The 12,717-nt window shown below is 65.9% G+C and carries 13 protein-coding genes; 8 read left to right on the plus strand and 5 right to left on the minus strand.

Annotated features, from left to right (window positions below; all coding sequences use genetic code 11):
• Positions 1 to 2 precede the first annotated feature (2 nt).
• The 8 genes from HGR_RS13035 to HGR_RS13070 all read left to right on the plus strand — a co-directional run bounded on the left by HGR_RS13035 (position 3) and on the right by HGR_RS13070 (position 7,682).
• Positions 3 to 1,679 carry an ABC transporter permease gene (locus HGR_RS13035; protein ID WP_006298748.1) on the plus strand — a complete coding sequence of 559 codons (1,677 nt, stop codon included), beginning with the start codon at positions 3 to 5 and terminating at the stop codon, positions 1,677 to 1,679.
• A 128-nt stretch (positions 1,680 to 1,807) separates the two neighbouring features.
• Positions 1,808 to 2,332 carry a hemerythrin domain-containing protein gene (locus tag HGR_RS13040; protein WP_081463543.1) on the plus strand — a complete coding sequence of 175 codons (525 nt, stop codon included), beginning with the start codon at positions 1,808 to 1,810 and terminating at the stop codon, positions 2,330 to 2,332.
• 73 nt (positions 2,333 to 2,405) lie between these two features.
• Positions 2,406 to 2,648, plus strand: a complete 243-nt coding sequence (locus HGR_RS13045) for a type II toxin-antitoxin system Phd/YefM family antitoxin (RefSeq protein ID WP_006298750.1) — start codon at positions 2,406 to 2,408, stop codon at positions 2,646 to 2,648.
• Positions 2,645 to 2,908, plus strand: coding sequence for a Txe/YoeB family addiction module toxin (locus tag HGR_RS13050; protein ID WP_006298751.1), 264 nt, complete (start codon positions 2,645 to 2,647; stop codon positions 2,906 to 2,908). Before HGR_RS13045 ends, HGR_RS13050 begins: the two co-directional genes overlap by 4 nt.
• Positions 2,909 to 2,938: 30 nt before the next feature.
• The gene (locus HGR_RS13055; protein WP_006298752.1) at positions 2,939 to 3,388 is read left to right on the plus strand and encodes a VOC family protein; all 450 of its coding nucleotides are present in this window, start codon (positions 2,939 to 2,941) and stop codon (positions 3,386 to 3,388) included.
• 172 nt (positions 3,389 to 3,560) lie between these two features.
• Positions 3,561 to 4,715, plus strand: coding sequence for an alpha-hydroxy acid oxidase (locus HGR_RS13060; protein ID WP_006298753.1), 1,155 nt, complete (start codon positions 3,561 to 3,563; stop codon positions 4,713 to 4,715).
• A gap of 120 nt (positions 4,716 to 4,835) precedes the next feature.
• Positions 4,836 to 5,945 (plus strand): DNA polymerase IV, encoded by a 1,110-nt coding sequence (gene dinB, locus HGR_RS13065; protein ID WP_138922530.1) that lies wholly within the window; start codon positions 4,836 to 4,838, stop codon positions 5,943 to 5,945.
• Between the two features lie 156 nt (positions 5,946 to 6,101).
• A complete protein-coding gene (locus HGR_RS13070; protein ID WP_006298755.1) occupies positions 6,102 to 7,682 on the plus strand; it encodes a methyl-accepting chemotaxis protein in 1,581 nt (526 codons plus the stop codon).
• A 254-nt stretch (positions 7,683 to 7,936) separates the two neighbouring features.
• Here the strand turns inward: HGR_RS13070 and HGR_RS13075 are convergent, their stop codons facing one another.
• From HGR_RS13075 to HGR_RS13095, 5 genes are all read right to left on the minus strand, one after another.
• Positions 7,937 to 8,491: a hypothetical protein gene (locus HGR_RS13075; protein ID WP_006298756.1), complete on the minus strand. Its 555-nt coding sequence runs from the start codon at positions 8,489 to 8,491 to the stop codon at positions 7,937 to 7,939.
• Between the two features lie 325 nt (positions 8,492 to 8,816).
• Positions 8,817 to 9,965 carry a galactonate dehydratase gene (gene dgoD, locus HGR_RS13080; RefSeq protein ID WP_006298757.1) on the minus strand — a complete coding sequence of 383 codons (1,149 nt, stop codon included), beginning with the start codon at positions 9,963 to 9,965 and terminating at the stop codon, positions 8,817 to 8,819.
• On the minus strand, positions 9,962 to 10,615 hold the full coding sequence (locus HGR_RS13085) for a 2-dehydro-3-deoxy-6-phosphogalactonate aldolase (protein ID WP_006298758.1): 654 nt from the start codon (positions 10,613 to 10,615) through the stop codon (positions 9,962 to 9,964). Before HGR_RS13085 ends, dgoD begins: the two co-directional genes overlap by 4 nt.
• On the minus strand, positions 10,612 to 11,736 hold the full coding sequence (locus HGR_RS13090) for a 2-dehydro-3-deoxygalactonokinase (protein WP_006298759.1): 1,125 nt from the start codon (positions 11,734 to 11,736) through the stop codon (positions 10,612 to 10,614). Before HGR_RS13090 ends, HGR_RS13085 begins: the two co-directional genes overlap by 4 nt.
• A 6-nt stretch (positions 11,737 to 11,742) precedes the next feature.
• Positions 11,743 to 12,675 carry a dihydrodipicolinate synthase family protein gene (locus HGR_RS13095; RefSeq protein ID WP_006298760.1) on the minus strand — a complete coding sequence of 311 codons (933 nt, stop codon included), beginning with the start codon at positions 12,673 to 12,675 and terminating at the stop codon, positions 11,743 to 11,745.
• Between the last annotated feature and the right edge of the window lie 42 nt (positions 12,676 to 12,717).

Here is a 12,717-nt window from a genome sequence, read left to right on the forward strand (position 1 = left end):
TCGTGTCCACGCTGCCCCACCGCACGCTGCTGGGCGTCACGCTCTGTGGATTGACTGTCCTGGTCGCGGTGCCCTTGCTGGCGATCGTCCTACAGGCGGTCTTTCCCGACCTGGCGCTGGGTTCCTTCGGCCGGCCCTTGGCCCACCTCGGCCTCACTCTGAGCGATCCCGCCATCGTCACGCTGATCGGCAACACGCTGCGACTGGGCCTGGCGGTGGTGGTGGCCAGCGCCTTGCTGGGCGTGCCGCTGGGTGTGCTGCGCGGGTTGTTCGATCTACCGTTGGCGCGGCTGTGGGACTTGCTGTTCCTCGTGCCTTTCATGATCCCGCCCTACATCGCCGCCATGGGCTGGATTCTGTTGCTGCAACCAGCAGGCTTTCTGCAGCAGCTCAGTGGTCGTCACCAGGGTGATGTGCTCTTTTCTTTCACTGGCGTGGTGCTGGTGATGGCGCTCAACCTGTTTCCGGCCGTGTATTTCGCGGTGTCGCGCGCCGTCGCCGCCAGCGGGTCGCGCCTGGGGGATGTGGCGCAGATCTTCGGCGCCAGCGCGTGGCGGGCCTTCGTCCGCGTCACCTTGCCACTGGCCTTGCCTGCGCTCGCCGCCAGTTTGCTGTTGGTGTTCGCCGCCGCCATCGAGGAATACGGCACGCCCGCCGTGCTGGCTTCGAATGTCGGTTTCTTCGTGCTGGTCACGGGCATCGAGCAGCGTTTCAGCAGTTGGCCGATCGATCTGCCCGGTGCCGCTGTGTTGTCGGTCATGCTGATGGCCCTGGCTCTCTTGGCTTACATCGCACAGCGATGGCTCACGGCGGGGCGCGATTACGAAACCCAGACGGGCAAGCCGGTGGCGCGTGGGCCCCGTCCGCTGGGCCGGTGGCAGGCGCCGGTGCTGCTGCTTTTTGGTCTGGTCGCCGCGCTGGCCACCATGGCACCGCTGTTCGCCATTGGAGCCACGGCCTTCACGGCCACGCTCTCGGGTGGGCTGGCCTGGGACAATCTTTCGTTGCGACATTTCCACGCGCTCTTCGCGCAGGGCTCGGCCGCGCTCGCTGCCTTGAGCACCAGCTTTGCGCTGGCCGCCGGTGCCTCGCTGCTCACGGGTCTGTTCGGTGCCTTGCTGGCCTACACCGTGCTGCGTGTGCCTTCGCGCGCTTCAGTTGCCTTGGATGCGCTCAGCGTCCTGCCCAACGCCATGCCCGGCATCGTGGTCGCGGTGGGCCTGATCCTGGCGTGGAACCAGCCCTGGCTACCGGTCACGCCCTATGGCAGTTGGCCCATCCTGCTGCTGGCTTACGCCTGCCTGCTGTTGCCCTATCCGGTGCGATATGCCCATGCCGCGCTGCGGCAGATTGGCCGCAATTTGGAGGCCAGTGCCTTTGTCCATGGCGCGGGCTTCGGCGCGACCCTGCGTCGCATCGTGCTGCCGCTGCTGGCGCCCAGCATGACCGCGGCCATGTTGCTGGTGTTCGCCATCGCTTCGCGCGAACTCGTGGCCTCGCTGCTGCTCACGCCGACTGGCATGCAGACGGTCTCGCTCTTCATCTGGCGCCAGTTCGACCAAGGCTCGGTCGGCCAGGGCATGGCCATGAGCCTCATCGCCATCGCTGCCACCTGCGCGCTGGTGGTGCTGGCCCATGGGCTGCACGGGCGGGCGCGGCGCGACGCGGCGGTGGCCTGAGGTTCTGCCGCGTCCTGGCCCTCGTTTCAGGGCGATTCCCGCTCCCTGCGGCAGTCTTGGCGGTGGAGGCACAATGGCGCCTAGCGTCGCGCCAACGCGCGGCGCCATGACATTCACAGTTTCATGCCATGAACACTTCCGCTTCCCCCCAGGCTTCAACCGCCGCGCCGTCCGGACTCGCATGGTCTGACGAACTCTTGACGGGCGACGCCCGCACCGACCACACGCACCAGGAATTCGTGGACTTGGTCAATGCCACCTCCGCGGCCGCGCCCGCGGACAAGCTGATCGTCTACCAGCAACTGGTCGCGCACACCGTCGAGCATTTCGGTCAAGAAGAGCGCTGGATGCTCGCGTGTGGCATCGCCCCCGACTACTGCCACTTCAGCCAGCACAAGAACGTGCTGGACGTGATGAAGGAAGTGGAACGCCGTGCCCTCGCCGGAGAGACCGAGTACATCGGCAGCATGATCGAAGCCTTGGTTGAATGGTTCCCCGGTCACGCCAATTCGATGGACGCGGGCCTGGTGGCCTTTCTGCAGGAGAAGGGCTACGACACCAGCGAGGAGGCCTTTCACGCGGGGCCGCCGAAGGGCAGCGATGAGGCGACGCTGGCCTGCACCCACCACGCACCGGGCGAGTCCTGCGCTTGAGTTGACGTGCAGGGGAATTCCATTGACGTTGCGTACGCAAATACGTACCATCTGATCGCATCGGAGATTCCCCATGACCACTTTCACCGCCAGCGAGGCGCGCGCCAATCTGTACCGTCTGATTGATCAAGCAGCCGAGTCGCACCAACCCATCCACATCGCGGGCAAGCGCCAAGGCGCGGTGTTGGTGTCGGCGGAAGATTGGCAAGCCATACAGGAGACGCTGTATCTGCTGGCTGTGCCCGGCATGCGCGAATCGATCAAGCAAGGCATGGCCGAGCCCCTGGACAAGAGCGCCAAGGAATTGAACTGGTGAGTTGGCAAGTTGTTTTTGCCAGGCACGCACAGAAAGACGCCAAGAAGCTCGCCGCGGCGGGCTTGAAACCCAAAGCCCAGGAGCTGCTGGCTCTACTCGCCCAGGACCCGTTTCAGAATCCGCCACCATACGAAAAGCTGGTGGGCGACTTGGCGGGGGCGTACTCCCGACGCATCAACATCCAGCATCGCCTGGTGTACGAAGTGCTCCCCAAGGAGCGCGCCGTGCGCGTGCTCAGGATGTGGACCCACTACGAATGAGCCGGGCGTTCAAGTCTGGAGATCTCGACCATGTTCACCTACGTCTGCCTCGGCGCATCGGACCTGAAACGCTCCGCCCGTTTTTATGACGCCGTGCTCGGCCCCTTGGGCTTGAAGCGCTGCGCAACACCGGGCGAGGAAGACTGGGACGGCTGGGTGGGCTGGGGCACTTACGAAGACCAGGGCCAGCAGGAAGTGGCGCTGTGGCTGTGCCAGCCCTACAACGGCCAGCCGCCCAGCGCGGGCAATGGCACCATGGTCGCGTTCAAGGCGGCTTCCTGGTCTCAGGTGGATGCCTTCCATGCAGCGGCCTTGGCCCACGGGGGCCTGTCCGAGGGCGCGCCGGGTCTGCGGCCTCAGTACAACGACGATTTCTACGCGGCCTATGTGCGCGACCCGGACGGCAACAAGCTGGCCGCGGTCTGCCGGGGCCAGACCGCGCGGCTGGATGTGACGGGCACCGTGCCACGCGCGAACTGAGCGCAGGCCGGTGCAGCGTGGGGTGATCGTGGCGCGCACCTTGCCACGCTGACGCTGACGCTGACGCTGGCCCTGTCCCGTACGCGGGAGGCCTTTGCCTCTTGGCCCGGGAGCCATCCAGTCTGGGCGCTGCGGACATAATGCCCGCTTCGTCGATCACCTCGAAATTTCCATGCCTGTCATCACGAACCTCGAAGACCTCCGCCGCCTGGCCGAGAAGCGCGTGCCGCGCATGTTCTACGACTACGCGGACAGCGGTTCCTGGACCGAGAGCACCTACCGCGCCAACGAAGCGGATTTCCAGTCCATCAAGTTCCGCCAGCGCGTGGCGGTGAACATGGAAGGCCGCAGCACGGCGGTGAAGATGATCGGCATCGACGCCAAGATGCCCGTGGCCATCGCCCCGGTCGGGCTGACGGGCATGCAGCACGCCGACGGTGAGATCCACGCCGCGCGCGCGGCCGAGAAGTTCGGCATCCCCTTCACGCTCTCGACCATGAGCATCTGCTCCATCGAGGACATCGCCGAGCACACCAGCGCGCCCTTCTGGTTCCAGCTCTACATGATGCGCGACCGCGAGGCGATGAAGCGCATGATCCAGCGCGCGAAGGACGCCAAGTGCTCGGCCCTGGTGCTCACGTTGGACCTGCAAGTCATCGGCCAGCGCCACAAGGACTTGAAGAACGGCTTGACCGCGCCGCCGCGCCCCACGCTGAAAAACATCCTCAACCTGGCGACCAAGCCGCGCTGGTGCCTGGGCATGGCCGGTACGCGCCGCCACACCTTCCGCAACCTCGTGGGCCATGTGCAAGCCGTGAGCGACATGAAGTCGCTGGCGGTCTGGACCAATGAGCAGTTCGACCCGCGCTTGTCCTGGGCCGATGTCGCCTGGGTCAAGGAACAGTGGGGCGGCAAGCTCATCCTCAAAGGCATCATGGACGCGGAAGACGCCCGATTGGCCGTGGCCAGCGGGGCCGACGCCATCGTGGTCAGCAACCATGGCGGGCGCCAGCTCGACGGTGCGCCGTCTTCCATCGCCGCGCTGCCGGCCATCGTGAGCGAGGTCGGCTCGAAGATCGAAGTGTGGATGGACGGCGGCATCCGCTCCGGCCAGGACGTGCTGCGCGCCTGGGCTCTGGGCGCCAAGGGCACCATGATTGGCCGCGCCATGGTCTACGGCCTGGGCGCGATGGGCGAGGCCGGTGTCACCAAGGCCTTGCAGATGCTGCACAAGGAACTGGACACGACCATGGCCTTCTGCGGCCACCGCCATCTGCAAGGCGTGGACCGCAGCATCCTGGTGCCGGGGACCTATCCTGTGGCCTGAGGCCTGAGCGCGACGGTGCAGGTGCCCGAGCCCAGTCTGTTCGATGAGGAGGACGACGCGCCGCTCCCGGCGCGATCCACGTCCGCACCCGCGACGTCCAGGCGCATCGCCCACCTGGACATGGACGCCTTCTACGCCTCGGTGGAGTTGTTGCGTTACCCGCAGCTCCAGGGCCTGCCCGTGGTCATCGGCGGTTCGCGCCGGCGCACCGACGACGCGCTGCTGAAACAGCACGAGGGCTTGCCGCTGGCAGAAATTCCCATCGAAGCCTTCCCGCTGTTGAAGGACTACACGGGGCGCGGCGTCATCACCACCGCCACCTACCCCGCGCGTCAATTCGGCGTGGGCTCGGCCATGGGCCTGATGAAGGCCGCCAAGCTCTGCCCGCAGGCCATCTTGCTGCCGGTGGACTTCGACGAGTACCGCCGCTACTCGCGCCGCTTCAAGGAAGTGATCCTGGAGATCGCCCCCGTGATGGAAGACCGTGGCGTGGACGAGGTGTACATCGACTTCACCGAAGTGCCGGGAGGCCAGCGCGAGAGCGGGCGTACCTTGGCCCGTCTCATCCAGAAAAGCATTTTCGAGGCGACCGGCCTGACCTGCTCCATCGGCGTCGCGCCCAACAAGCTGCTGGCCAAGATGGCGAGCGAGTTCAACAAGCCCAAGGGCATCTCCATCGTGCAGGTAAGCGACCTGCAAGAAAAAATCTGGCCGTTGCCTTGCCGCAAGATCAACGGCATCGGTCCCAAGACGGACGAGAAGCTGCAGGCCCTGAGCATCAGCACCATCGGTGAACTCGCGGCGCGCTCCAAGGGTGAACTGGTCGAACGCTTTGGCCGCAGCTATGGCGCCTGGCTGCATGAAGCCGCCTGGGGGCGTGATGAACGCCCGGTGGTGACCGAAAGCGAGCCGGTCTCCGTGAGCCGCGAAACCACGTTCGAGCGCGACCTGCACGCCGTGCGCGACAAGGCCGAGCTGGCCGCCATCTTCACCAGCCTGTGCGAGCGCGTGGCCGCCGACCTGCAGCGCAAGGGCTACGAGGGGCGCACCATCGGCGTCAAGCTGCGCTACGCGGACTTCAAGAGCGTCACGCGCGACCAGACGCTGGACTTTCACACCGCCGACGCGCAGGCCATCCGCCACGCCGCAGGGCTGTGCCTCAAACGCGTGGACCTGCAGCGCCGCTTTCGCTTGCTTGGCGTGCGTGTGGGGGGCTTGCGCAAAGTTTGACGTGGATCAAAGCCCGCGTGCGCCAAGACCTGAAGTGGTTTTACGGCAAGGCATTTCCTCATTAGCATCGATTCCTGAGAAGAAAATTGCGCATCGCCCAAGCGAGAATGCGTGAGCGATAAGCAGTCACCGTTTCAGCAACAACAAGGAGTCCACGTGCGCGTCAATCTGCCCGTCATCGATCAGGAATACGACTATCCGGCCCACGTGATGCTCGTGTCCATGACCGACACGCGCGGCCACATCGTGCATGGCAACGCCGCCTTCTTCGAGACCAGCGGTTACTCCGCCGAGGAGTTGATCGGCGAGAACCACAACATCGTGCGTCACCCGGACATGCCTGCAGAGGGCTTCCGCGACCTGTGGCGCACCATCGGGCGCGGCCGTCCCTGGACGGGCCTGGTCAAGAACCGCCGCAAGGATGGGCGCTACTACTGGGTGCGCGCCAACGTCACGCCCATCATGGAAGACGGCAAGCCCATCGGGTACCTCTCGGTGCGCACCAAACCCTCCCGCGCCGAGATCGAGGCCACGGCCGCGCTCTACCAACGCCTCAACGAAGAGACCCAGGCGGGGCGGCCCAGCTTCCATCTGGAGCACGGCCATGTCCGCTGGCACGGGTTCAAGGGTTTGGTCAGCGGCTTGACGGTGGACTGGTTCGAACGCAGTCTGTCCCTGCGCTTGGCTGCGGCCTTGCTGATGGTGATCGTTCTGGGCATGCTGCCCTGGGGGCTGGGTGCCTGGCTGGGCTGGGGGGTGGGTCTCACGGGCGGGGTGCAGTTGTCGAGTCTGTTGCTGGGCACCGGCATCATGCTGGCCTGGTTCCAGAAATTCCTCGTGCATCCGATGCGGCAAGTGGAGCGCTTCACCCGCGACCTGGCTGCCTGCAACCTCAAGACCGAGCTGGACCCGAGCCCCTACAGCGACATGGCGCGCACCTTGGGCAATCTGCGCCAGGTGCAGATCAACCTGCGCGCCGTGATCGGGGACGTGAACCGGCAGGCCGCCAGCTTCAACCATGCCGCGAGCGAGATTGCCGATGGCAGCAAGAACCTGGCCTTGCGCGCCGAATCCCAGGCCAGCAGCCTGGAGCAGACGGCGTCGTCGATGGAGGAAATCTCCGGCACCATCAAGAACACCGCGCAGATAGCCTCCGAGGTGCTGGGCCACAGCGAGCGCAGCACCCGGGTCGCGACCCAGGGCGGCGCGTCCGTGCAGGAGTTGAGCGAGCTGATGAGCGAAATCCAGCGCTCGGCCAGCAAGATGGGCGACATCGTCAACACCATCGAGGGCATCGCCTTTCAAACCAATCTGCTGGCGCTCAACGCCGCCGTCGAAGCCGCGCGCGCGGGCGACGCGGGCAAGGGCTTCGCCGTCGTGGCCAGCGAGGTGCGCGCGCTGGCCCAGCGCAGCGGTGCCGCGGCCAAGCAAATCCGCGACTTGATCGCCCAGTCCTCGGCCCAGATCGGCAACGGCGCGCAGCGCATGCAGCACGCCAACCAGACCATCGCGGACGTGGTCGCCGCCGTGCGCGAGGTGGGCGCGCTGATCAACCAAATCAGCACCGCCGCGCACGAGCAGACCCTGGGCGTGGCCCAGGTCAACGACGCCATCAACCGCCTGGACGAACTCACGCAGCAGAACGCCGCGCTGGCGGAAGAATCCGCCACCGCCTCGGCGGGCCTGAAGTCCGGCGCCGACACGCTGGCGCACGCGGTGCAGGTGTTCCGCCTGTAGGCGGCATCTGCAGCATCCGGGCCTTGACGCCAGCGCGCGCGCTGGTTGACGGCTCAAGGTGCGGTATGAGGGGCAATGGCCTGTTTCGAGCTGAAACCGCGCGCTACATGGGTAGCCAAGTCTGGCGGCGACCGTGATCGCCAGACTCTTTGCCAAAAGGATGACAGTTTCGGGCTGAATACCGCCTTTGGATCAACACGCTCGTGTGTTGGAGTTGGAAGGAGGTCGATTGATCTGTCCGCTTGAGTGAATATTTATGCCGCATACGTCCACCTGACCGCTAAGCCTTGGGTGAGCTGCTCGATATCCCGGGGCGCATGAGCAACGTTCAGCGAACCACGAATGGACTGAGCACGCACGATTGCAAACCTTAGGCCGTCTGATCGTGTCACTATAAGGCCTGCGTCATAGACGACGGACTCGGAAGCACCTTGTTCGAAGGCCTCAAGAATCTGAATGCTTGATACCCGTGCGACTGCACCGAGGCGAATGCTCAGATGATCACTCCTGTAGTTGACGCCGCCCTTCGGAGCGTTGTGGTTGTAGTAGATGCCACGCGGCGCCTTTGCCACCCGAACAGATAGGAGGTGATAGTCCAACCAATCCTTGGGCGTATCGGCCCAGTCGCTTTCAATAACTATGAAACTCCTGCCCCCAAAAATAGGGATGGAGACCGACATCACCTCAAGTAGCGACTCACCAATGGCGATATCGCAGCTCTCGCTCAAAAGGGTATGAATCTCCGCTCCTGCAAGCTGCTTCAGAGCGCTTTCGGACTCTAGGTCGAAGCGTTGTGATTTTTCATTCATGGGGCATAACGTGAAGGTGAACGGCTGAACCGCCCAGGCTTTCGTGGAGGCCGGTTGGTTTAAGTCAGGCCACCACCATGGAGGTCTGACTGGCGAGTTGCCGGTAGTAGTTTGCCTTAGCACCAAGCAGGTGTACGTCTACTGGGGGCGCTTCTTCATTCGCTGGGTTGGCCATGCAAAGGCTATGCGGCACCCGCGTGGTTCGGTCAGGCGGTTGAAGTACAGCAACCGCTGCTGAGCAGCCTCTGAGATCTAGTCGGGCCTTCTGTCAGGATTGCTTTCAACTTTGATCGCATGTACTAGCGCCCGGGGACCGCGCCCCACCTCACCACTCCGCAAAACTGCCGTCCGCGTGCCGCCAGACCGGGTTGCGCCAGCGGTGGCCGACGGCCGCGCGTTCCTTCACGTAGTCCTCGTTGATCTCGATGCCGAGGCCCGGGCCTTGCGGGATGGTGACCATGCCGTTCTCGTAGGCGAAGGCTTCGCGGTTGACGACGTAGTCCAGCAGGTCGTTGCTGGCGTTGTAGTGGATGCCCAGGCTCTGTTCCTGGATGAAGGCGTTGTAGCAGCCGGCGTCGAGTTGCAGGCAGGTGGCCAGCGCGATCGGCCCCAGCGGGCAGTGCAGGGCCAGGGCCACGTCGTAGGCCTCGGCCATCATCGCGATCTTGCGCGTCTCGGTGATGCCGCCCGCGTGCGAGGGGTCGGGCTGGATGATGTCCACATAGCCTTCGGACAGGATGCGCTTGAAGTCCCAGCGTGAGTACAGGCGCTCGCCCAGGGCGATGGGTGTGGCGCTCAGGGGCGCCAGTTCCTTCAGCGCTTCGTAATGTTCGCTGAGCACGGGCTCTTCGATGAACATCAGCTTGTAAGGCGCCAGCTCCTTGATGAGCACCTTGGCCATGGGCTTGTGCACGCGCCCGTGGAAGTCCACGCCGATACCCACCAGCGGCCCCACCGCCTCGCGAACGGCGGCCACGTTCTCCAGGCATTTGTCGACCTTGTCGTGGCTGTCGATGTACTGCAGTTCCTCCGTGCCGTTCATCTTGACGGCCGTGAAGCCGCGCTCAACGGCGCGCTGGGCCGCCGCAGCGGTGTCGGCCGGGCGGTCGCCGCCGATCCAGGAATAGACGCGGATCTTGTCGCGCACATTGCCGCCCAGCAGCTGCGACACCGGCACGCCCAGGTGCTTGCCCTTGATGTCCCACAGCGCCTGGTCGATGCCGGCCAGCGCGCTCATGTGCAGGGCGCCGCCCCGGTAGAAACCGCCACGGTAGAGCACCGTCCAGTGGTCCTCGATGTTGCGCGGGTCCTTGCCGATGAGGTAGTCAGAGAGTTCCTCCACCACGGCGGCCACGGAATGGGCGCGGCCCTCGACCACGGGTTCGCCCCAGCCGACGATGCCGGCGTCGGTCTCGATCTTCAGGAAGCACCAGCGCGGCGGAACGATGAAGGTGCTGAGCTTGGTGATCTTCATGCCCGTGCTCCTTGGTCGCTGCGTGCTTCGCGCCAAGCCGCGACGAAGTCGCGCGCGCGCCGGGCGACTTCCGCCGCATCGAAGCCGGGTTTGTACAAGGCCGAGCCCAGGCCGAAGCCGCTGGCACCCGCCTGCACGTAAGGCGCCAGGTGCGAGGGCGTGATGCCGCCCACGGGCAGCAGGGCCACGGGTGGGCGCAGCACGCTGCGCCAGGCCTGCAAGGCCTTGGGGCCGAGCTGCTCGGCGGGAAAGAGCTTGAGCGCGTCTGCCCCCGCGGCCAAGGCCGCATAGGCCTCGGTCAGCGTGGCCACGCCGGGGCAGCAGGCGAGCCCAGCCGTCTTCGCGGCCCGGATCACGGCGGGGTCGCTGTGGGGCATGACGATGAACTCGCCGCCAGCCTGGCGGATGCGCGCGCAGTCGGCGGGGTCGATCACCGTGCCCGCGCCGACCCAGCAGTCGTGGGGCAGGCCATTGCGCAGCTGGCGGATGCTCTCCAGCGGATCGGGCGAATTCAGCGGCACTTCAATGAGGCGAAAGCCCGCTTTGTAGAGACCGCGACCGATGTCCACGGCCTCGTCGGGCCGCAGCCCGCGCAGGATGGCGACGAGGCCGCACTGGGCCAGGATGTTGGAAATATCAGGATGACTCATGGTGTGGTGTGCGCAGGGGCGGCCTGCACCAAGCCGGCCGCGAGGGCCAGCCGCCAGAGGCCGCGTTCGGTGGCGTGTTCGGCCCGAGCTGGTTCGGGCAGGCCGTGCCTTTGCAGGGCCAGGGTGTAGCGATGGCACAAATCGGGTTCGCCGCAGAGCAGGATGCGCGGCCTTGCGGATTGGGGTGACCGTGCTGCCCGCGCGCGCAGCAGCCCCGCCAGCGCGGCGACCTCGTGACCGATCAGCAAGCCCGACAGGTAATCTCCCTGGGCGGTTGGGGGCAGCGCGCCGGTCAGGCCCAGGGTGCGGGTGCTGAACATCGTGGACAGCGGACCGGCCGCGCCCTCGGGCTCGTCGGCCACGTGCAGCCCGCGTTCAAAGGCTGCCCAGTCCGGCGGCGTGGGGGCCGCGCTCATGGTGCGGCCCAGGATCGTGTGTTCGCGCAAGGCCGCATAGACCTCGCCGGTCATGAAGGTCTCGAAGCGGCTCACGCTCGCCCCGTTGCCTCCTTGGTTTCCTTCGTTTCCTTGCGCTGCTGGGTCTTCTAGGCCTCCTTGGCCTGCATGGCCCGGTGCTGATCCGAGGTTCACGCTCACCCATTTCGAGTGCGTGCCGGGCAGGCCCACGAGCAGTTCGCCCTCCGTCCACGTCTCGCCCAGTCCCGCCACCGCGCCCAGCACCTGGGTTTCCTCGCCGCGCATCACATTGGGCAGGCCCTGGCGTTGGATCAAGCCGGGCACCACGTGCACCGGGGTGCGCCAGGTCGGACCTTGGCGTTCGATGACGGTCAAGCGTGTGCCGATCTGCGTCAGCGGCAGCGGCACGTCCAGGTAGGCGGCTTCCTTCCAGCCTTGCGCGCTGCCCACCATGCCGCAGGCGATCACGGGCAAGTTGGGCGCGGCGTCGAGCCAGTCACCGCAGGTCTCGGTGAAGGCCAGCTCGAAACCTGCCCCGGGTGAGGCAAGGCCCTCGCTGACTTGGGGCAGGCGCATGATGCCCCAGGGGCGCTGGCGCGTTTCCAGCACCCGGCCCGCGGCGTCCATGCGGTAGGCGCGCAGGGATGTGGTGCCCCAGTCCAGCCCGATCAGGCCAGCGGTGCGTGAGGTGTCGTGGTGTGACATGACCGCTCAGCGCGCCCAGCGCAGCACGAGGGGGTCGAGCCGGCGCGCGATGTCCAGCAGGCCGCGACGCACCTCGGGGTGCATGGGCGGGAAGGGGTGGCGGCCCGCCTCGCAGGCGATCACGCCGCCGGCCTTCATCAAGGCCTTGGCGGTGAGGATGCCGCCTTGGCGGTTCTCGTGATTGATCAGGGGCAGCCAGCGCTGGTACAGCTCGAAAGCCAAGTCGGCCTTGCCTTCGCGGTGGGCGACGATGATGGGGCGGATGCCGTCGGGAAAGCCACCGCCGGTCATGGCACCGGTGGCGCCCGCGTCCAGGTCGGCCAGCAGGGTGATGGCTTCCTCGCCGTCCCAGGGGCCTTCGATGGCCGCGCCGCCCAGGCGGATCAGCTCGCGCAGCTTGTTGGCGGCGCCCGGCACCTCGATCTTGAAGTAGGCCAGGTGCTCGATCTCTTGCGCCATGCGCGCGAGGAAGGGGGCCGACAGCACCGTGCCGCTGGCGGGCGCGTCCTGCACCATGATGGGAATGTCGATGGCGTCGGAGACCCGGGCGTAGAACTCGTGGATCTGCGCCTCGGGCACGCGGAAGGTGGCGCCGTGGTAGGGCGGCATGATCATCACCATGGCCGCGCCCAGGTCCTGCGCGGCGCGGCTGCGGGCCGCGCAGACGCCGGTGCCGTAGTGGGTGGTGGTGACGATCACGGGCACGCGCCCGGCCACGTGTTCGAGCGATGTGCGGGTCAAAATCTCGCGCTCGGCATCCGACAGCGAGAACTGTTCCGAGAAATTGGCCAGGATGCACAGGCCATCCACGCCCGCGTCGATCATGAAATCGAGACAGCGCTTCTGGCTTTCGAGGTCGAGTTCACCGTTCTCATGGAAGGTCGTGGGCACCACGGGAAAGATGCCTTGGTAGCGCGGGGCGCGAGCGGAAGAGGTCATGGTCAGATCAGTGAATCAAAAGTAGAGCGCGAACTTGGCGTC

The organism is Hylemonella gracilis ATCC 19624 (assembly GCF_000211835.1).
GTDB classification, from domain to species: domain Bacteria; phylum Pseudomonadota; class Gammaproteobacteria; order Burkholderiales; family Burkholderiaceae_C; genus Hylemonella; species Hylemonella gracilis.

Excerpts from the sequence above, each read along its gene's own strand:
- dinB (WP_138922530.1), top strand. The coding sequence starts at position 4,836 with ATGGACGCCTTCTACGCCTCGGTGGAGTTGTTGCGTTACCCGCAGCTC.
- HGR_RS13060 (WP_006298753.1), top strand. The coding sequence starts at position 3,561 with ATGCCTGTCATCACGAACCTCGAAGACCTCCGCCGCCTGGCCGAGAAG.
- HGR_RS13085 (WP_006298758.1), bottom strand. The coding sequence starts at position 10,615 with ATGAGTCATCCTGATATTTCCAACATCCTGGCCCAGTGCGGCCTCGTC.
- HGR_RS13040 (WP_081463543.1), top strand. The coding sequence starts at position 1,808 with ATGAACACTTCCGCTTCCCCCCAGGCTTCAACCGCCGCGCCGTCCGGA.
- HGR_RS13055 (WP_006298752.1), top strand. The coding sequence starts at position 2,939 with ATGTTCACCTACGTCTGCCTCGGCGCATCGGACCTGAAACGCTCCGCC.
- HGR_RS13045 (WP_006298750.1), top strand. The coding sequence starts at position 2,406 with ATGACCACTTTCACCGCCAGCGAGGCGCGCGCCAATCTGTACCGTCTG.
- HGR_RS13075 (WP_006298756.1), bottom strand. The coding sequence starts at position 8,491 with ATGAATGAAAAATCACAACGCTTCGACCTAGAGTCCGAAAGCGCTCTG.
- dgoD (WP_006298757.1), bottom strand. The coding sequence starts at position 9,965 with ATGAAGATCACCAAGCTCAGCACCTTCATCGTTCCGCCGCGCTGGTGC.
- HGR_RS13090 (WP_006298759.1), bottom strand. The coding sequence starts at position 11,736 with ATGTCACACCACGACACCTCACGCACCGCTGGCCTGATCGGGCTGGAC.
- HGR_RS13095 (WP_006298760.1), bottom strand. The coding sequence starts at position 12,675 with ATGACCTCTTCCGCTCGCGCCCCGCGCTACCAAGGCATCTTTCCCGTG.